Origin of the sequence: Microbulbifer echini (assembly GCF_041447225.1) — a bacterium.
GTDB classification, from domain to species: domain Bacteria; phylum Pseudomonadota; class Gammaproteobacteria; order Pseudomonadales; family Cellvibrionaceae; genus Microbulbifer; species Microbulbifer echini.
In genome coordinates this window covers 221,518-240,742 of the sequence record NZ_JBGMEL010000003.1, presented here as the reverse complement: position 1 = coordinate 240,742, position 19,225 = coordinate 221,518, and the positions used below count along the sequence as shown (strand labels likewise).

Here is a 19,225-nt window from a genome sequence, read left to right as displayed (position 1 = left end):
TGATCGAAAAAGCGGCGCTAGCGCCCGATTAAAATAACTCTACGAAAAAGCCCTTCACAGACTTGGCCAGCTCCCGCGCACTATCCTCAAACTCGAGGAAATGGGGAATCAACACCGACTGATTCCACCAACTGTCCTGCTCCACCGGTATCAGTGCCGGTGCCAGGATCAGTAATGCCATCACCACAATGGCGCCCCGCGCCAAGCCAAATACCATACCCAACACCCGATCGGTGCCGGATAAACCGGTGGCTTCGACAAAAGCGGAGAGCATCATATTCAGGGCGGCTCCGGCCAGGAGCGTACCGAAGAACAAAATGGCAAAGGCGGCGATCGCCTGGACAGAAGGAGTGTCGACAAGATTGGAGAGCAGTGGCGCCAGCTGTTCGCGAAACATCATCGCAACAATAAAAGCGGCAATCCAGGTGAGCAGCGACAGGGTTTCGCGCACGAAACCTCGACTAAGGCCGATAAGTGTGGAAATACCCACAATAGCCACGATGGTCCAGTCAGCCCAATTCATTCAACCCTACCTGCGTGGCGGCTGCTGCCGCGAAGAGCGCGCATTCTAACTTAAGGGGCTAGGCGCGTGAAGCCGTAGACGAACCGATTGGAATTTCAGACCTGAACGGCAAAATTCCTTGGACAAATCGCCATACAGCAATGGGGTGATACCGAAAAAAAATACCGGCGGAACACCCGTCTACCCCGTACTGCGCCTCTCGGAGCGAGCCTGTGGGGCCGGGTGGTTAGCCTGACTATGCAATACTGGCGCAGATACGCGAATCTGCTGGGATTTGGCCGGCTAATAACCCTTCAGGCCTTGAAGCGAAGTACCAGAGTCTGCGCCTGCAGCAGAGTATCGAGCTCCCGCTTGAGAGTCTGCGCATCGGCTTTGCTGACCTGGGGGCCAACAAAGACCCTGACAAAGCGCCCTTTCTTGGTTTCCACGGCACGGGTGTAGGCGCGGAAACCTTCGTCCATCAGGCGCATACGCAACTGTTGAGCACGGGAGTCATCTTTATAGGAAGCTACCTGCACCACCCAGGCCACGGGCTGCCCCTGTGCATCCACCAGGGGGGAGGCTCCTTTTTTCGCCGCGCCCGGTGCCGACTCCGTAGCGCCCTCAGCATTGGCATGCTGCACTGGAGCATCTGCGGTGGCGAACTTTGCCGCGCCCTCGGCGGGGTTGGAGAACTTCTCTGGCACTTCCGGCTGGAAAATCTCATCGGCCGCTGGCGCAGGCGCTACATCGGCGACAGGCTGCGGCTTGGCAATTTCGATCGGGCGAATATCCGGCTCCGCGGGGATTTGACTCACTGCATTGATATGCCCTTTGGACTCCTGGTCCAACAGACTCGGCAGGAAAATTACGGCGAGCGCAACCAGAACCAGCGCTCCGACAATACGCTGTTTGAAACCGTCGTTCAGCCGTCCCCTGCCGGGGGACTTATCCTCGCAATTATCCATTACCCTCGTCTCGCACCTGCTGCAGAACTTCCGCCACAGTAAAGAAGGATCCAAATACAAGCAACCTGTCCTGTGGACCGAGGGTCGGCAGCAGTAATTGCAACCCATCGGCAACAGTTGGACAGCGCTGATCCACATTCGTCTCCGCAATACCGGCCTGCTCCAAACCTGTGAGCAGCGCCTCAGTCTCTGCGGCGCGGGTATTTTCCGGCAGCAGGGCCGGGTGCCAGCGGTCAACAACGCCGCCAAGAGGGGCGAACAGACCGGGCAGATCCTTATCCTGCATAACCGCCACCAGGGCGTGGGTCTGCCCCGCCACCGGATGAGACGCCAACCAGCGGGCCAAATGCTCTGCCGCCGCCGGGTTGTGTCCAACATCGAGCAGTAAGTTTCGCGCATGCCAATGCACTTGCTGGCAGCGCCCTGGCAGTGCTATTTGAGCCAAGGCAGTCTCTGCGCCCGCCCCCGGCAGGGCATCCAGCAGTGCCAGAGCGGTAAGTCCTGCCGCAATACTGGGGCGCGGCAGGCTGATCTCCGGGATCGGCAGTGCCAGCTCGCCAAAATGATAGGTCTCACGGCTCCCGCTCGGGGAGATACTGAAATCCTGTCCAATAAAATAGCTGGAACTGGCCTGCTTCTCTGCCGCCGACAACACCGATTGCGGTGGCGCACTGTCGGCGCAGACGAAAGGCGCTCCGGGGCGCAAAATACCGGCCTTCTCGCGACCGATCACTTCCCGATCGCTGCCCAGCCAACCCTCGTGATCAACCGCCACACTGGTGATAATGGCCAGATCCGCATCCACCAGGTTGACCGCATCCAGGCGCCCACCGAGGCCGACCTCCAACAGGGCGAACTCCACGCCTGCACGCTGAAACAGCCACAGTGCTGCCAGGGTGGTGAATTCAAAATAGGTCAGGCTCGTGTCGCCACGGGCAGCCTCCACCGCGATAAAAGCATCCACCAGCTCCCGATCGGATACCTCATCACCATTGATACGCATCCGCTCATTAAAGCGCAGTAAATGGGGAGAACTGTAGGCACCCACAGAGCGCCCGGCACGGCACAAAAGCGCCTCCATAACGGCAACACAGGAACCCTTGCCATTCGTGCCCGCCACGGTGATGACCTGGGGAGCAGGCTTCTGCACGCCCAGGGTCTCAGCGACGGAAGAAACACGCTCCAGGCCGAGTTCAATTTCAGTCGGGTGCAACCGCTCCAGGCGGATGAGCCAATCTTGCAATGAGGACATAGGTTGCAATGCAGACATAGTTGGATAGATCGCTGGTGAGAGACAGCAGCCAGTGTCTTTACTGGCTGCTATGGTGCCTCCGGGGAATGGGGAAATTAATTACCGCTCAGTTTACCCAACAGACGGGAGACCGTAGAGCGCATATTTCTGCGCGGAATAATCATATCAATAGCACCGTGCTCCAGTAGGAACTCACTGCGCTGGAAACCTTTGGGCAATTTCTGCCGGATGGTCTGCTCGATAATATTGGGGCCGGCAAACCCCGCGCGAGCCCCTGGCTCCGCAGCATTGATATCGCCTAGCAGAGCCAAAGAGGCCGAGACACCGCCGTACACCGGGTCCGTCATAATGGAGATATAGGGCACACCTGCCATCTTCATTTTTTCCAGGACGGCCGAGGTCTTGGCCATCTGCATCAGGGATATCAGGGCTTCCTGCATGCGCGCCCCGCCAGTAGCGGAGAAACAGACCAGCGGAATCCGCTGCTCCAGGGCACGCTGGGCCGCGCGGGTAAAGCGCTCACCCACCACATAGCCCATAGAACCGCCGTGAAAAGCGAATTCAAAGGCCACAGCCACCAGCGGCGCCCCGTTTAGGGTGCCCTGCATAGCCACCAGCGCATCTTTTTCGCCAGTGGATTTTTGCGCCTGTACCAGGCGGTCCTTGTATTTCTTGACGTCCTTGAACTTTAGGCGATCCACCGGCAATACATCGGTGGCCAGCTCTTCGCGTCCCTCCTCGTCGAGGAAAATATCCAGCCGACGGCGCGCGCCAATGCGTATGTGGTGATCGCACTTGGGGCACACATCCAGGTTGCGCTCCAGCTCTGGGCGGTAAAGCATGGCGTCACATTTGACGCACTTCTTCCACACGCCCTCAGGAACCTTGCTGTTGCCGGCGCGGCGCTCTGTGCGAATCACTGCGGGAACAATTTTTTCTAACCAGCTCATCTCGTTTCCAAATCCGGATGCTTTTATAGGCCGGTCCATTTTACCGACCGGTGAGTTTCAGACTACGAATTAAAACACTAAGCTGAACGTCAAACCCAGCCAGATCAGCCGCTATTTTTGTCTTTCTGGCCAGTTTCGCGTCTGCGGCAAGAGAGGCGCTAGCGATCCAGGGCCTGGCGCATCTCGCTGACAATCTCCCCAAGACTCGCCTTGGCTGCGGCCAGATCTGCGGCTTCATCCACCGCAGAGACCAATACGCTACCCACGATTGCGCCATCGCCATGCGCACTAACCGAGCGCGCCGAAGTACCATCTTTGATACCAAAGCCCACACACAGCGGCAGATCGGTAAAAGTGCGGATATGTTCGAGGTTATCGCGTACAGAGTCGAGGTCCAGGTGTCCCGCGCCGGTAACTCCTTTCAGGGAGACGTAGTAGACAAAACCACTGGCCAGCCCAGTAATCTCACGAATACGCTCTTCGCTGGTTGTGGGGGTCAACAGGAAAATATTGCGCAGATTGCGTTCCGCCAACAGCGCACTCAGAGGGCCCGCCTCTTCCGCGGGCAGATCCACCGTAAGCGCACCGTCAACACCTGCCTCAAGAGCCGCATCGGTGAAGGCGCGCTCGCCCATACGCTGAATCGGATTGGCATAACCCATCAGGATAACCGGGGTCTCCGCATCTACCTGGCGAAAGTCCCGCACCAATCCCAGGCACTTGCGCAGGGAGGCCCCATTGGCCAGAGCGCGTTCATGCCCTTTCTGGATTACCGGGCCCTCCGCCATGGGATCTGAAAAAGGTACGCCCAACTCGATAATATCGGCACCACTGGCCACCAGCTGATGCATCAGCGCCACGGTATTTTCCAGGCCGCCATCACCGGCAACAATATAAGTCACCAAGGCCTTGCGGCCCTCACCGCGCAGTCTGGCAAAGCGGCAGTCAATTCTGTTTTGTTCAGTCACTGTGTGTTCCCTGAGCTACTCCTGGCTTTGTGCCAGCTCACTTGGTCCGTATTTTTTGCAGCTCGCCCGCGCTGAGAGCGGGCGCCGCCACACTAAACCTCAATACCGTCGATTGCGGCAACGGTGAAAATATCCTTGTCTCCACGACCGGACAGGTTCACCACGATATTTTGCTCCGATGCCATTTCCGCCGCGAGCTTCATCGCATAGGCAACCGCATGGCTGGATTCCAGCGCCGGCAGAATCCCCTCGGTACGGGTGAGGCGACGGAAAGCTTCCAGGGCCTCCTTGTCATCGGCGGTGACATACTGGACACGACCGATGTCCTTGAGCCAGGCGTGCTCCGGGCCTACACCCGGGTAATCAAGCCCCGCCGATACCGAGTGAGTCTCGATTATCTGACCATCCTCATCTTCCATCAGATAGGTGCGGTTGCCGTGCAGGACACCGGGAATACCATCGTTTAATGGAGCAGCATGTCTACCCGTGGACAGGCCTTCACCACCGGCCTCTACACCAAACATCTGCACTTCAGAATCATTGAGGAAAGGGTGAAACAAGCCGATAGCATTGGAACCACCACCGACACAGGCCACCAGGGCATCGGGTAGCTGGCCGAACTGCTCCAGGCTCTGGCGGCGCGCCTCACGGCCAATAATAGAGTTGAAGTCGCGCACCAGTTGCGGATACGGATGGGGGCCGGCCACGGTACCAATGATGTAGAAAGTGTTGTCGACATTGGTCACCCAGTCGCGCATGGCTTCGTTCATGGCGTCTTTCAATGTCTTGGAACCGGACTGTACCGGCACCACTTCAGCACCCAGTAATTTCATTCGATAAACATTCGGGGACTGACGCTTAACATCCTCCGCACCCATATAAACAGTGCACTGCAGTCCCAAGCGCGCGGCCACTGTCGCTGTAGCCACGCCGTGCTGACCTGCACCGGTTTCGGCGATAACACGCCTTTTGCCACTGTGCTTGGCCAGCAGGGCCTGCCCCACAGTGTTGTTTACCTTGTGCGCACCGGTGTGATTGAGATCTTCGCGCTTAAGCCAGATACGCGCTCCACCGGCCTGCTGGGTCAGACGTTCAGCAAGATACAGCGGCGATGGCCGCCCGACGTAGTGCGCAAGATCGTAGTCAAAGGCAGCGACAAATTCTGGATCATCTTTCAGGCGGCTATACATCGCCTGCAGTTCATCCAATGCGCCAATCAGCGTCTCCGATACAAAGCGACCGCCGTACGGACCGAAATGCCCGCTGGCATCCGGGAAGGTGGAAAAATCAATAGCACCTGGCTTACTCACACTCATACTCCGTCGATCACAAGGGTTTCTTTTCCTACCGTTTAAGGTGTTCCTCTTGAACCCCTTAAACATCACCGGCCAATACCGGCGAAGATACGTGGATCTGCTGGTATTGAACGGTTCGCGCCGGGCCTACCGGCGGGCGGCACATCCGTGTGCCGCAAATAATCTGAATTAATGCGTTTTTCTGACCACTTTAAACGTCACCGGTCAATATTGGCACAGATACACGGATCTGCTGGCATTCACCGATTCGCGCCGGACCTGCCGGCAAGCGGCACCTCATTGTGTCGCTTATTTTATTTAATCTCCCGGACTAGCTGCTCTTCGCCGCGCGAATAAAGGCAGCCACTTTTTGCGGATCTTTAACGCCCGGACCTTGCTCCACACCACCGCTGACATCCACACTCTGGGGGCGCGCAGCCTCGATAGCGCCAGCCACATTAGCGGCTGTCAAACCTCCCGCCAAGACAATGGGGCGGCCACTATTTTGTGGCACCCTATCCCAATCAAAAGTCTCTCCGGTGCCACCGGGCACTCCGGGGCGATAGGCATCCAGCAGAAAGCCGCGCGACTTGGGATGTGCCTCCATGGCGGCAATAACATCCAGCCCCTCTTTCATACGCAGGGCTTTGATATAGGGTCTGCGGAACTGCTCACAATAGCGAGCCCCCTCCTCACCGTGAAACTGCAAAAGGTTGAGAGGCACGGATTCCAACACTTGATCCACTTCACCTTGGGCGGCATCCACAAACAGGCCGGTAAGGGTCACGAAGGGGGAAACCGCCGCTGCGATAGCCGCGGCAGCCTGTGGGTCGATCGCGCGCGGGCTCGCCTTATAAAACACCAGTCCCAGCGCATCCGCGCCAGCTTCAACGGCCATAAGGGCATCTTCAATACGGGTGATGCCGCAAATCTTCACTTGCATCGCTTAACCTGGAGCCAGCCGAGCGGCCAACAAAAAATGAGGGAACCCAGGATACTAGCAGATTGATACCTGGTACGAAACGCGCGCCACCCCAGTGAAAGCCGAATCCAAAGCCTGGCGGAGAAAGTACGCCAGCAGCCTTCAGCTCACCGCTAGCGAACCGAGAGGCAGGGGCACTAACAGGGGCCCCGGTTCCTTCACCGGCAATGTAAACTCCGGAGGATACTGCACATCCACCAGGTACAGTCCAAATGGCGGCGCAGTGACCCCGGCAGCAGAGCGATCGCGCTGCGCCAACACCTCCTGTACCCAGCCGGGGCGACGCTCTCCCCGCCCCACCGCCATCAGCGCACCGGTGATATTGCGCACCATGTGATGCAAAAAAGCATTGGCGCTCACCTCCAGCACAATTAGCGGGCCCACAGGGGCGATATCCAGGCGAGTGATCTCGCGCACTGGGCTTTTCGCCTGGCACTGTGAAGCGCGAAAGCTGCTGAAATCGTGACGACCAACCAGGTGCTTCGCCCCCGCGCGCATAGCCTCTAGGTCCAGCGGGTGCTGGGTCCAGGTTACTTCTGCTGCACTGTGTGCCGAGCGGGTTGGCGCGCTGTGAATCAGGTAGCGGTAGCTGCGCGCAAAAGCGGAAAAGCGTGCGTGAAACTGCGCGGGCATCTCCTGGGCCCAACGCACCCGCACCGAATCCGGCAACTTGGTATTTACCCCTTGAACCCAGGCGCGGCCAGGGCGCTGGGCATAGGTATCAAAATGAATAACCTGGTTGGTCGCATGTACCCCCGCGTCGGTGCGCCCCGCACAAACCAGAGTAACAGGCTCCACGGCGATGGCTGACAGGGCCCGCTCAAGGTGCGCCTGCACGGTTTCCGCTGCAGACTTCTGTTTCTGAAAGCCGTGCAGCCGCGCACCACAATATTCAATACCGAGGGCAATACGGCGCAATCCCTCGGGCAACTGCTCACCGGGAGGGACCTCACCGTTGGCTTTGTAAATATATTCGCGCTCTGTCGCCTGCGTCATATCAGCAAGATCACTCAATGTGCGCCGCCACAATACCCAGTGGCCCACGCCAATAAAACCTGTAACCCAGCCACGTCACTGTCGACCAGGGGTGCGCCGGGGATTGCCCGACAACATAAAAAAACCTCGCAGCCAGTGCGAGGTTTTTTTAGCGGAGTGAGCAGGGTACTTACACCATGCGCTCCAGCATTTCTTCGGCTCGGCTCTTGTGTTCACCACTGCCATCCTGGGTCACTTCTTTGAGGATATCCCTGGCCCCCTCTGTGTCACCCATATCCATGTAGGCCTGAGCCAGCTCCAGCTTGGTCCCCATTTCGTCACCGCCTTCCAGCAGACTCAGTTCGGAATTGAGATCACTCTCCAGATTGAAATCGAGGCCGGCAAACTCCGACTCGGCAACCTGCTGCTGGGCAACGGTCGCCTCTACAGCTTGGGCCTGAGTTATGGCCGTTTCCAGCTCGAGTTCCGTATCGACGCCCAACTCGGCTGTCACCGCAAGGTCGCCGTCAGTGGATTCATCGATCAGAGCCAGCTCATCTTCGAGAGAAAAAGCTTCGTCAACAGCGCTCTCCCCCATAGAAAGGGCCTCTCCCGAAGCCTCCAGAGAAGCCAGATCAAAGTCGAGGTCGTCTTCTAATGGCAACTCTGCGATCTCGGGGTTCTCTGCCGCGGAGACCGCGGTATCGACTTCCAGGGAGTCTGGCGCGGCGAGATCACCGGCAATATCATCGAGATCGATACTATCGAGATCCAACTCATCGTCCAGCCCGGAGCCAATCATATCCAGATCGCTGTCGGAGAATGCCTCCAATGACAGTTCGTCCTGGGCCTGAAGATCACCCTCGACCGCAGCGACCCCCTCAGCCTGCAACGCCTGAGCGCTCTCTTCCATCATGGAGAGATCCAACTCGAAGTCCAAACCGCCAATTGTGCCGCCAGAACGGCTCTTTTCCGCCGGTTCAGGCTCGGCCACAAACGCATCGTCTGAGGCCTCATCGCTGCCGGCAGCGCTCATATCCAGAGTGTCCAGGTCCAGCTCAGAGGTATCGTAATCGATCGGCGCCAGCCCCCCTTCCGCCTCACCGGTGCCTTCAGAGAGGTCTTCTACCGCCGACTCCTGCAGGGAAAACTCATCGGTTTCGCCGCTATTGAGATCGCCGAGATCCAGCTCTCCCAGGTCGAGATCATCGAGGTTCAATTCACCGTCGGCCTGTGACGGATCCTGCAGCGCATCGGTATCCAGAGCGCTGTTGAGGTCCAGGTCATCGAGATTGAATTCACTATCCAGATCGACAGCGTCAGCCGAATCCAGAGCCGGTTCTATAAAAGCATCGTCCAGGTCGAGCGATAGGTCCTGAGCGACATCGCCATCGGCTTTCTCATCGTCCAGGGTCAAGTCCATTGTGAGGTCGTCGAGCAACGAATTGTCACCGTCCAGCGCTTCCACCGGTGAGTGGACCGGTTCCACAATGGAGAAATCCTCCTCCAGAGAAGCACCGATATCATCGAGTTGAGCGGCCTCCAGGGATTCACTGGAGAAATCCATTGACGGCGCCTCGAAATCCGGTGCGCCGGCTATGGTTTCGCGCAGGCGTGCGGCACGGTCTGCGACGGGACCGTCACTAATAGCGAGCAGCTGGATATAGTGATCGTCGAACTTCTCAATATCCTGGTTGTGGGCGTAAACCTCCATGAGCATCAGGCGCGCATCCACTACCTGGGGGTCTTTTTCCAGCCCCAGCAGCAGCTTACTTTCAGCTTCTTCGTACTGCCCCAGAGACAGGTGGATTTCCGCCTCGGAAATAGGATCGTCGGTGCCCACATCGCCCAAATCACTGAGATCGAAAGCATCATTGGCTTCCATACTCTCCACTGCAGCGAGGGTTTCATCCTCTGCAGCGCTCTCCTCGGGCAGATGCAGTGGCGATGCCTCCGCAGCCATCTGCTGCTCCAACTGCTGCTCAGCCTCCTGCTCGGCCTTGCGGCGGCGCCAGGTAAAGAAGCCAAACAGCCCCACCAGCAAACCGCCAGCGCCAATACCGATTAACTGCAGATTATCGCCGAGCTTTTCCATCAAAGTGGGCTCGGGCTGAGTCTGTACAGACACTACGCGATTGCGCGATTCCGGCTCTTCGGCGACAGCCTCCGTTTCGAGCTCATCAACTGCGTCGTCCAGAGACTCGTCGGCAAGGGAGTCATCCAGCCCAGGGGCCATTTCCGCACTATCGACATCGGTACTCTCGGCGGACATCTCTGCGGCGAGCTGAACCGCCCGCATCTCTTCACTGGAGACCTCAACCAGAGACTCCATGGTATCGATCTGCTCATCGAGCTCGGCGATGCGCTCGCGCAGCTCGGTGTTTTCCAGCTCGGTTTTATCCAGCTCTTCCTCGGCTACGGTCAGATCGCCTTCCAGCGCCTCACTGTCCTCGGCACCGCTACCGGAACCTGACGTTACCGATTCATTGTCGCCGGGGGCCGCCAGGCTTACACGGCCTTCAATCTCACTGCTGGCAACGCGCTCTTCTTCCACGGGGCGCGCATCCAATGGCGCAGCCGTGGCGACCTCTTCGGCGCCATTGCGCTGGCGCCAGGAGTCATTTTGCTGGGCCACCTCGGAAATTGCGTCGGTGAGACTCAAGCTGCGCAGATCATCGCTATTGGGCAGGCGTAGCACCGCACCTTTCTTCAGCAGGTTGATATTGCCGTTGATAAAGGCTTCGGGGTTCAGACGCTGAATTGCCAGCATGGTCTGCTGCACGGAAAATTCGCCATTGGCGCGATTTTGCAGAGCAATTGCCCAGAGAGTGTCGGCGGAAGAAACCGGGCCGTACACCTGGCTGCTATTACGGTTATCCGCAGAGGCGCGCTGGGGCTGACGGCGCACCGGCTCGGGCTGTTCTACAGCCGGGGGCTCGCTGGGCTGCTCCACCTCGGGCTGGGCAACCGGCTGCTGTACGGGCTGTGCCGGGCGCGGCGCAGGCCTTTGCGTCTGGGTATCGCGGCGTACTTGTTGGCGCTCGCGCTCGGCAGCGCGCACCGGCTGTGGGGCAGCGCTCGGTGAGAACGCCGGCAAATCCATCAGCAAGGTGTATTCCCTGAGCAGGCGCCCACTGGGCCAGCGGGTTTCCACCAGGAAGTTCAGAAAAGGTTCGCGGATCGGTTCACGGCTGGTGATACGGACCACCGGCTTGCCGCTCGAGTAATCCACATCAAAACGCAGTGAGGTGAGTAGGTAGGAGCGCTCCACACCCGCGCGATCAAATTCATCCGGCCCCGCCAGGCGTACTTTGATCTCACTATCATCCAGGCCGCGTGTTTGCAGCAGGCCAATTTCCGCATTGAGCGGCTGATTAAGGGTGGAGTTGAGTTTGATCTCCCCCAGTCCGAGCGCCAGAGTCGCGTTGCTTCCCATTGCACCGACTAGACCAACTGCAAGTGCCAACTTACGCACACGCATATCCGATTCCCTTTATTGTTAGAATCTTCCCAGGGCTTCCGAAAAGCGCGCCTTCAGAAAATCCCCATTACTGAACGGTAATCGTTCGACTATTTGACCGCCGTAGCGACGGCCACCAACTGCGACGAATATCTCGCCACTCACAGCCGGACCAAAGTTAAGATTACACCTTCACTATGGCGGCTAAGTATTAAATATCAGTAGTTTTTTAGCAACAAGTGAGCAATTTGCGCACAGTTGATAGCAACATCCTTGCGCAGGTTGTCGGACACTGCACTGAGGTTTAACTGTCGCTTGCTGAGGAGACTTTGACGCAAACGGCCGATGATCGTCACGTCACTTCCCACGGCATTTTCCGCCGAGGGCTGCTCCGCCAACTTCAGGCGCGTACCATTCGCCAGCAGCGCGCGTACTTTCCCCAGGTCGACCTCTTCGCGCAAAACGATACCCAGATTGGCTAACTGACCGTGGAAGACGGAAACCGTGTTAATACCGGCATCCACGGCAACATTTTCACCGAGTAGGCGACGCAGGTCGTGAATCAGGGTCAGCTCTCCGAGGGTGTGACCGCTGGCGAGCAGGGCTTCACTGGCGCTGAGTTGATTAAAGGCGAGTCGATGGCCGATGGCCGGATCAACTTCTGCATCCTGGCCACTGAACATACGCGCGGTCTGCGCCGCTGTAGAGTCAATGGCGGCTTTACCCAAGGCTGATACCGGCTGGTTGAGCTGAACCTCAACCCCTTGCAGATGTTCTGCCAAGGGCATTAGAACTTCGGCCACCATGGCCGCACCAGCACTGGGCAGTGCTACGATACGGCGTTCCACACTGGAGAGCTCCGCACTATTGAAGGCGGGATGGATTAAAGCGACACTTTCATCCCCGCGGGTATTGTTTGCCGCATCCACAACCCAGGCGCCACTGCTTTCAGCGCTGCCCATCGCCGCGGCGATCGCATCACTGGCTTCCAACAGTATTACTACCTGCCCCTCGGCAAAGGTGAATTTTTCCAGGGGCTGCACAGAGATACTGCGATTGGCAAATACCTGCGGGTCCACCTCGCGCTCCTCGCTCTCCAGCAAACGCAGCTGCTCAGCGGTGATGATTTCCCGCTCCTCCAGGATTTCCAGCAGAGGGGCAAAGGCGGCGTTATCGACACCGACAATGACCAGTTCGCGGGTGGATTCGGACATGACTATTCACTTCGTTGAGTTGGAAAGGAAAAAATGAGGGGGCGATTATACCCATGGGGGAAAATCGAAAAAGCCGCTATGACAACCAGTAGCAGCTTTTTAGTTGATCGGGTTCACAGCTTGGCAAAATGTCCTCTATTAACAAGCACTGAAATATGCGCCGCCAGAGAACTTATGCCAAGCCGTACCAGTTACAGCTTACCGAGCAAAATCAGCAGGATGCGGCGCAGTGGCTCGGCCGCCCCCCAGAGCAACTGATCCCCCACGGTAAAGGCGTTCAAGTACTCAGGCCCCATACTCAACTTGCGCAGGCGCCCCACTGGAATATCCAGTTTGCCGGTTACCGCCGTCGGCGTCAGCTGTTGCAAAGTGGCCTCGCGCGTATTGGGTACAACATTGACCCAGTCATTGGCACTATTCAGCCGTTGCTCGATATCGGCAAGTGGCAGATCTTTTTTCAGTTTTATCGTGAACGCCTGGCTGTGGCAGCGCATAGCGCCGATACGCACACAGGTACCATCCACCGGGATCGGGCTCTGCGTCTGCAGAATCTTGTTGGCCTCCACCTCGGCCTTCCACTCTTCGCGACTCTGGCCGCTCTCCAGCTGGGTATCGATCCAGGGCAGCAGACTGCCAGCCAGTGGAGCGCCAAACTGGGCGGTGGGGAATTCTGCCGAGCGCATATCCGCAACCACCTTGCGATCGATATCCAAAATAGCGCTGGCTGGGTTTTCCAGTTCAGGGGCCACACCGTCACGAATCGCGCCCATCTGCGCAATCAGCTCGCGCATATTCTGCGCACCGGCACCACTGGCGGCTTGGTAGGTCATGGCACTGACCCACTCGACAAGGTCCGCTTTGAACAGCCCACCCAGGGCCATCAGCATCAGGCTTACCGTACAGTTGCCGCCGATAAAATTCTTTTGCCCCGCAGCGATCGCGCGATCAATAACGTCGCGGTTGACCGGGTCCAGCACGATCACCGCATCTTCCTGCATGCGCAGGCTGGATGCCGCATCGATCCAATGGCCCTGCCAGCCGGCTTCGCGCAGCCGGGGGAAAACCTCTTTGGTGTAGTCGCCCCCCTGGCAACTGACAATCGCATCCAGCGTCGCTAACGCATCGATATCATAAGCGTCGCCGAGGGGCGGCAATTCACAACCGATATCCGGCGCCTTACCGCCGGCATTGGAAGTGGAGAAGAAGATCGGTTCAGCGATATGCGCAAAGTCACCCTCTGCGCGCATGCGTTCCAGTAATACCGAGCCGACCATACCCCGCCAGCCGATAAAACCTATCTTTTGCATTGCCTTGTCCTATTTATGATGTGATTAGAGTGCGCCACCGGGAAAGCGGCGCGATAGCGTAATAGCGAATTTGATGTAATGGTGAATATAGCGGCCGTTGTCGCCGCTTAGAGAGCAGCGACAACGGCCGCACCCATCTCCTTGGTCGAGACTTTGCGGCAGCCATCGGTGTAAATATCCGCCGTGCGCAGCCCCTGCTCCAACACTTTGCTCACCGCCGCCTCAATGGCATCTGCCGCCTCTCCCATATTTAGGGAATAGCGCAGCATCATGGCCGCGGACAAAATAGTGGCAAGCGGGTTGGCAATCCCCTGCCCGGCAATATCCGGCGCGGAGCCGTGGCAGGGTTCGTAGAGGCCGAAACCATTTTCATTCAGGGAGGCGGACGGCAGCATACCGATAGAACCGGTGAGCATGGCGGCGGCATCGGAGAGGATGTCGCCAAACATATTGCCGGTCACTATCACATCGAACTGCTTGGGTGCGCGCACCAGCTGCATGGCGGCATTGTCGACATACATATGGGTCAATTCTACATCCGGATATTCCGGCGCTAGGCGATCCAGTACTTCGCGCCAGAGCACCGTCACCTCCAATACGTTGGCCTTATCGACCGAGCAGAGCTTGCCATTGCGCTTTTGCGCCGCCTCGAAGGCCGAGCGCGCGATACGCTCAATCTCCGATTCGCTGTACACGTAGGTGTTGAAGCCCTGCCGCTCACCATTCTCCAGGGTGCGGATGCCGCGGGGTTCGCCGAAATAAATACCGCCGGTGAGTTCACGCACAATCAAAATATCCAGCCCGGCGACCACCTCCGGTTTGAGCGAGGAGGCTTCGGCCAGCTGCGGGTAGAGAATCGCCGGGCGCAAGTTGGCATAGAGACCGAGACCGCTGCGGATTTTCAGCAGGCCCTTCTCCGGGCGGATTTCCCGCTCTAGGGTATCCCACTGTGGGCCCCCGACAGCGCCGAGCAACACCGCATCGCAGTCACCCGCGGCTCTGAGTGTGTCATCGGTGAGAGGTTCACCGTGGGCATCTAGGCTGGCGCCGCCAATCAAGCCCTGCTGCAAGCTCAACGCCAGCTTGTATTTTTCCGCCGCGACCTCCAACACCGCCATCGCCTGCTCGACAATTTCCGAACCAATACCGTCGCCCGGCAGAATCATTACTTTTTTCGTCACAGGAATTTCCTTTTTACTGAACCGCATCGAAAAGCCAGGGAGCTTTTTCTCGCCGCGCTTCTTCATAGGCGCGGATATCTTCGGCATGTTCCAGAGTCAGGTCGATATGGTCGAGCCCGTTGATTAAGCAGTGCTTGTGGAACGCATCCACCTCGAAGGGGATCACTTCGCCACAGGGTTTTAGAATATGTTGACGCTCCAGATCGATGGTAAGTGTGTAGCCTTCCTGCGTATGGGTTTCCTCGAAGAGGCTATGCACTATCTCTTCGTGCAATACGATCGGCAGCAGCCCATTTTTAAAGCAGTTATTAAAAAAGATATCGGCAAAACTCGGCGCAATAATTGCGCGGAAGCCGTGATCTTCCAGCGCCCAAGGCGCGTGTTCACGACTGGAACCACAACCGAAATTCTTCCGCGCCAGCAGCACCGAGCCACCCAGATAGCGGGGGAAATTCAACGGGAAATCCGGGTTGATCGGTCGGTCGGCGCAATCCTGGCCGGGAAAGCCCTCATCCAGATAGCGCAGCTCATCAAACAGGTTGGGGCCGAAACCCGTGCGCTTGATAGATTTCAAAAACTGCTTGGGAATAATCAGATCGGTATCCACATTGGCGCGATCCATTGGTACCACGAGACCCGCATGCTGGGTAAATGCTTTCATCAGGCCATCTCCTCTTCCGCTTGCAGCGGCGCCATCTCGCGCACATCGACAAAATGTCCGGCAATCGCCGCGGCCACCGCCATGGCGGGGCTCACTAAATGGGTGCGACCGCCGTAACCCTGACGCCCTTCAAAATTGCGATTAGAGGTAGAGGCACAGTGCTCACCGGCCCCCAACTTATCCGCGTTCATCGCCAAACACATAGAGCAGGAGGGTTCGCGCCACTCGAAGCCCGCCTCAATAAAAACCTTGTGCAGCCCCTCGCGCTCCGCCTGGGCCTTGACGGCCTGAGAACCGGGCACAACTAAAACCTGTTTAACACTGTCAGCTTTGCTGCGCCCCTTGGCCACAGCCGCAGCGGCGCGCAGGTCTTCAATACGGGAATTGGTGCAGGAACCGATAAATACACGATCCAGGTGGATATCACTGATCTTCTGTCCAGCCCTCAGCCCCATATAGTCCAGTGCCCGCTGCATACCCGTGCGCTTGGTCGCGTCACTTTCAGCGGAGGGATCGGGCACATAGGCATTGATCGGCGCCACCATCTCTGGGGAGGTCCCCCAGCTCACCTGGGGCTCAATTTCCTCGCCGCGCAGCACTACCACGTCGTCGAACACCGCATCATCATCCGAGTGCAGATGACTCCAGGCCTCAACAGCCCGCTGCCAATGCTCCCCCTTCGGTGCATAGGGCTTACCCTGCACATAATCGAGAGTGATCTGGTCCACCGCCACCATGCCCGCACGGGCACCGGCTTCGATGGCCATATTGCACACGGTCATACGGCCTTCCAAGGACATGCTATGAATGACTGCACCTCCGAACTCAATGGCGTAGCCGGTGCCACCGGCGGTGCCGATTGTGCCGATTATCGCCAGCACCACATCTTTGGCGGTAACGCCGGGGAGTAACTCGCCATCCACACGCACCAGCATATTCTTCATTTTGCGCTGGATCAGGCACTGGGTGGCCATCACGTGCTCCACCTCGGAGGTACCAATACCGTGCGCCAGCGCGCCCAGAGCGCCGTGGGTGGAGGTGTGGGAGTCGCCACACACCACGGTCATACCCGGCAAGGTGGCGCCGGTTTCCGGGCCAATCACATGCACAATGCCCTGCCCGGGCTCGTTGATACCGAATTGCACCACATCGAAATCCCGGCAGTTCTCATCCAGGGTCTGTACCTGGATACGGGAAACATCATCTCGAATGCCGGCAACACCGGCAGCGCGCTCTACTGCCTCGGAGGGCACATTGTGGTCCGGAGTAGCGACCAAGGAGTCCCTGCGCCAGGGTTTGCGCCCGGCCAGCCGCAACCCTTCAAAGGCTTGGGGCGAGGTTACCTCATGAATCAAATGGCGATCGATATAGATCAGCGCAGAGCCGTCTTCTCGAGTCTTGATCAGGTGATCCTGCCAAAGTTTGTCGTAGAGTGTTTGCCCTGCCACAACGATTCCTCTCAATAGTTAAGGACTCGAGTCTACCCAGAGCCCCAAAATAACACCAATTTATATTTATTATTAAATGTATTCCAATATGGAATTTGAGTTACCATTGAGCGAAGAGTTCCCAGGCAGGAGGTATGGCGATTGGAGATTCAGTGGTTAAAGGCTTTTCTGGCCATCGCCGAGCGCGGCTCGGTGTCCGGGGCGGCAGAGCATCTGCATTTGACCCAGCCCGCCGCCAGCAAACGCCTCGCGGCTCTGGAGCAGCAGTTACAGGCGCCCCTATTTGACCGCATAGGCCGACGGCTGCAGCTTACCGATGCCGGACGCGCGCTGCTGCCCCGCGCCCGCCATATCCTCAATGAAATCAGCGATACCGAGCAAGAATTGCGCGCCCTTGGCGACACGGTAAGCGGCAGCCTGCGTATCGCCACCAGCCACCATGTGGGCTTGCACCACTTGCCCCCAGTGCTCAAGCAATTCAGCAACCGCTATCCGCAAGTAGTTCTGGATATTGATTTTGTGGACTCGGAACAGGCCTATGAAGCCCTTATGGCGGCCAAATATGAGCTGGCCGTGGTTACCCTGGCCCTAAAAGAGTACCCACATCTCAATGCACAGGTTATTTGGCCGGATCCCTGTGTGGTGGTGGCCGCACCCGGCCACCCTCTCACCAAAATCCCTGAATTGGAACTGGCTGACCTGGCCAACTACCCCGCTATATTGCCGGACCTCAATACCTACACCGGGCGCCTGATCAAACGGGAATTCGACGCGCAGAAATTGAAGCTCAGCGCCAAACTCGCCACCAATTTTCTAGAAACCATCAAGATGATGGCCTGTGTCGGCCTCGGCTGGAGTGTATTGCCGCACACACTGGTAGATGAGAGCCTGGCGATTTTGCCGGTGAAAAAACTGCAGGTATTGCGCAACCTTGGCGTAATCAGCCACCGTGGTCGCACCCTGAGCAACGCCGCCAGTGCCCTGCAGCGAATGCTATTCGAGGCAAACCCTTGAGCCGCGGCACGGCGCCCACACAACAGCCTACCGGCTCCAAAAGTACTTAAAGTTATGTCGGCTGAATGGCAAAACTCATCTCCATTCGACTTAACGGCAATACACAATGATTTCACGCGCCATTTTCACTTCATTCGCAAAGTGATGTGTAAAAATGTGCAACTTACAGCAGCACATAAAAAATAACCCTGTACACTCCGCGAAAAATTTATCACGGAGAAAAACTCATGAATAAATCCGCTATTGCCCTGTGCGCCCTACTCACCAGCAGTGTCGCCAGCGCTGATACGATTCTCGGTTTTGATGCGAGCGTCGGTGCCTGGCTGCCAAATTACAGCGGTAATATTGGTAAAGATGACTTCAATGTGGACAAGCTCTCCCTCAGCGAAGACAACATCACTTTTATTCAGGCCGCACTGGAACACCCAATCCCCCTGGTACCCAATCTCCTGCTCGCACACAGCAAGATCGATACCGATGGCAGTGCCGAACTGCAAAGCAGCGTAACTTTCGACGATGAAACTTTTCAGACTGGAGCGACAATCAACTCCGACCTAGATCTCACCCATACCGATGCCACCTTCTACTACGAAGTACTGGACAATTGGGTCAACCTGGATCTCGGCCTCACCGCACGTATGTATGACGGAGAATTTACCGCCATCAGCGAAGAGCGCTCCGAAACCATTAAACTGGATGGCTACCTGCCCATGGCCTATGCAATGGCGCGCTTTGACCTTCCATTTAGCGGCTGGTCTGTAATTGCCCAAGGCAATGGCACCGCCTATCGCGGGGATACGCTCACCGACTTCACAGCCAAAGTACGCTGGAAATTTGTACCCGCCGTAGATCTGGCTATTGAAGGAGGCTACCGCATAATGAGCCTGGACCTGGATGAACTGGACGATCTGCACAGCGATATCGAGATCAAAGGCCCTTATATTGGTCTCAATCTGCACCTATAAGGTCCTGTCCTAAACCTGCCCTCAATTCGCAAAAACCACCGGCACGCTATAGCTAGCGTGCTGGAATTCCCCTAAGGTGGACT

General features: G+C 57.5%; 16 protein-coding genes. 2 read left to right on the top strand and 14 right to left on the bottom strand.

The genetic code is table 11. The annotated features are described in order from the left end of the window. Positions 1-28 precede the first annotated feature (28 nt). The 14 genes from ACCI51_RS04845 to leuC all read right to left on the bottom strand — a co-directional run bounded on the left by ACCI51_RS04845 (position 29) and on the right by leuC (position 17,163). A complete protein-coding gene (locus tag ACCI51_RS04845; RefSeq protein ID WP_299584679.1) occupies positions 29-523 on the bottom strand; it encodes a CvpA family protein in 495 nt (164 codons plus the stop codon). Positions 524-816: 293 nt separating this feature from the next. Continuing rightward, positions 817-1,470: an SPOR domain-containing protein gene (locus ACCI51_RS04840; RefSeq protein WP_371842793.1), complete on the bottom strand. Its 654-nt coding sequence runs from the start codon at positions 1,468-1,470 to the stop codon at positions 817-819. Then, positions 1,463-2,722 (bottom strand): bifunctional tetrahydrofolate synthase/dihydrofolate synthase, encoded by a 1,260-nt coding sequence (folC, locus tag ACCI51_RS04835; RefSeq protein WP_371842792.1) that lies wholly within the window; start codon positions 2,720-2,722, stop codon positions 1,463-1,465. Before folC ends, ACCI51_RS04840 begins: the two co-directional genes overlap by 8 nt. Positions 2,723-2,817: 95 nt before the next feature. Next, a complete protein-coding gene (gene accD, locus ACCI51_RS04830; protein WP_299584673.1) occupies positions 2,818-3,672 on the bottom strand; it encodes an acetyl-CoA carboxylase, carboxyltransferase subunit beta in 855 nt (284 codons plus the stop codon). Positions 3,673-3,830: 158 nt separating this feature from the next. Continuing rightward, complete coding sequence (gene trpA, locus ACCI51_RS04825) at positions 3,831-4,640, bottom strand: tryptophan synthase subunit alpha (RefSeq protein ID WP_371842791.1); 810 nt, start codon at positions 4,638-4,640, stop codon at positions 3,831-3,833. Between the two features lie 92 nt (positions 4,641-4,732). Then, positions 4,733-5,956 carry a tryptophan synthase subunit beta gene (gene trpB, locus ACCI51_RS04820; RefSeq protein ID WP_371842790.1) on the bottom strand — a complete coding sequence of 408 codons (1,224 nt, stop codon included), beginning with the start codon at positions 5,954-5,956 and terminating at the stop codon, positions 4,733-4,735. 310 nt (positions 5,957-6,266) lie between these two features. Further along, positions 6,267-6,878: a phosphoribosylanthranilate isomerase gene (locus tag ACCI51_RS04815; protein ID WP_371842789.1), complete on the bottom strand. Its 612-nt coding sequence runs from the start codon at positions 6,876-6,878 to the stop codon at positions 6,267-6,269. Between the two features lie 141 nt (positions 6,879-7,019). Further along, complete coding sequence (truA, locus tag ACCI51_RS04810; protein ID WP_371842824.1) at positions 7,020-7,913, bottom strand: tRNA pseudouridine(38-40) synthase TruA; 894 nt, start codon at positions 7,911-7,913, stop codon at positions 7,020-7,022. Positions 7,914-8,082: 169 nt separating this feature from the next. Then, positions 8,083-11,373, bottom strand: a complete 3,291-nt coding sequence (locus ACCI51_RS04805) for a FimV/HubP family polar landmark protein (RefSeq protein ID WP_371842788.1) — start codon at positions 11,371-11,373, stop codon at positions 8,083-8,085. Positions 11,374-11,570: 197 nt separating this feature from the next. Continuing rightward, the gene (locus ACCI51_RS04800) at positions 11,571-12,566 is read right to left on the bottom strand and encodes an Asd/ArgC dimerization domain-containing protein (RefSeq protein ID WP_371842787.1); all 996 of its coding nucleotides are present in this window, start codon (positions 12,564-12,566) and stop codon (positions 11,571-11,573) included. Between the two features lie 191 nt (positions 12,567-12,757). Continuing rightward, the gene (asd, locus tag ACCI51_RS04795; RefSeq protein ID WP_371842786.1) at positions 12,758-13,873 is read right to left on the bottom strand and encodes an aspartate-semialdehyde dehydrogenase; all 1,116 of its coding nucleotides are present in this window, start codon (positions 13,871-13,873) and stop codon (positions 12,758-12,760) included. Positions 13,874-13,980: 107 nt separating this feature from the next. After that, positions 13,981-15,054 (bottom strand): 3-isopropylmalate dehydrogenase, encoded by a 1,074-nt coding sequence (leuB, locus tag ACCI51_RS04790; RefSeq protein WP_371842785.1) that lies wholly within the window; start codon positions 15,052-15,054, stop codon positions 13,981-13,983. Between the two features lie 13 nt (positions 15,055-15,067). Further along, positions 15,068-15,715, bottom strand: a complete 648-nt coding sequence (gene leuD, locus ACCI51_RS04785) for a 3-isopropylmalate dehydratase small subunit (protein ID WP_299584649.1) — start codon at positions 15,713-15,715, stop codon at positions 15,068-15,070. Next, positions 15,715-17,163, bottom strand: coding sequence for a 3-isopropylmalate dehydratase large subunit (gene leuC / locus ACCI51_RS04780; protein ID WP_299584646.1), 1,449 nt, complete (start codon positions 17,161-17,163; stop codon positions 15,715-15,717). Before leuC ends, leuD begins: the two co-directional genes overlap by 1 nt. A 141-nt stretch (positions 17,164-17,304) precedes the next feature. On the opposite strand from leuC, the gene ACCI51_RS04775 reads away from it, so the two are divergent. Together ACCI51_RS04775 and ACCI51_RS04770 are read left to right on the top strand one after the other, a co-directional pair. Beyond that, positions 17,305-18,177: a LysR family transcriptional regulator gene (locus tag ACCI51_RS04775; protein ID WP_299584643.1), complete on the top strand. Its 873-nt coding sequence runs from the start codon at positions 17,305-17,307 to the stop codon at positions 18,175-18,177. A 227-nt stretch (positions 18,178-18,404) separates the two neighbouring features. Then, positions 18,405-19,142: a TIGR04219 family outer membrane beta-barrel protein gene (locus ACCI51_RS04770; protein WP_299584640.1), complete on the top strand. Its 738-nt coding sequence runs from the start codon at positions 18,405-18,407 to the stop codon at positions 19,140-19,142. Positions 19,143-19,225: the final 83 nt, after the last annotated feature.

Excerpts from the sequence above, each read along its gene's own strand:
- ACCI51_RS04845 (WP_299584679.1), bottom strand. The coding sequence starts at position 523 with ATGAATTGGGCTGACTGGACCATCGTGGCTATTGTGGGTATTTCCACA.
- ACCI51_RS04815 (WP_371842789.1), bottom strand. The coding sequence starts at position 6,878 with ATGCAAGTGAAGATTTGCGGCATCACCCGTATTGAAGATGCCCTTATG.
- ACCI51_RS04770 (WP_299584640.1), top strand. The coding sequence starts at position 18,405 with ATGAATAAATCCGCTATTGCCCTGTGCGCCCTACTCACCAGCAGTGTC.
- ACCI51_RS04800 (WP_371842787.1), bottom strand. The coding sequence starts at position 12,566 with ATGTCCGAATCCACCCGCGAACTGGTCATTGTCGGTGTCGATAACGCC.
- truA (WP_371842824.1), bottom strand. The coding sequence starts at position 7,913 with ATGACGCAGGCGACAGAGCGCGAATATATTTACAAAGCCAACGGTGAG.
- folC (WP_371842792.1), bottom strand. The coding sequence starts at position 2,722 with ATGTCCTCATTGCAAGATTGGCTCATCCGCCTGGAGCGGTTGCACCCG.
- leuD (WP_299584649.1), bottom strand. The coding sequence starts at position 15,715 with ATGAAAGCATTTACCCAGCATGCGGGTCTCGTGGTACCAATGGATCGC.
- accD (WP_299584673.1), bottom strand. The coding sequence starts at position 3,672 with ATGAGCTGGTTAGAAAAAATTGTTCCCGCAGTGATTCGCACAGAGCGC.
- asd (WP_371842786.1), bottom strand. The coding sequence starts at position 13,873 with ATGCAAAAGATAGGTTTTATCGGCTGGCGGGGTATGGTCGGCTCGGTA.
- trpB (WP_371842790.1), bottom strand. The coding sequence starts at position 5,956 with ATGAGTGTGAGTAAGCCAGGTGCTATTGATTTTTCCACCTTCCCGGAT.
- ACCI51_RS04840 (WP_371842793.1), bottom strand. The coding sequence starts at position 1,470 with ATGGATAATTGCGAGGATAAGTCCCCCGGCAGGGGACGGCTGAACGAC.
- ACCI51_RS04805 (WP_371842788.1), bottom strand. The coding sequence starts at position 11,373 with ATGCGTGTGCGTAAGTTGGCACTTGCAGTTGGTCTAGTCGGTGCAATG.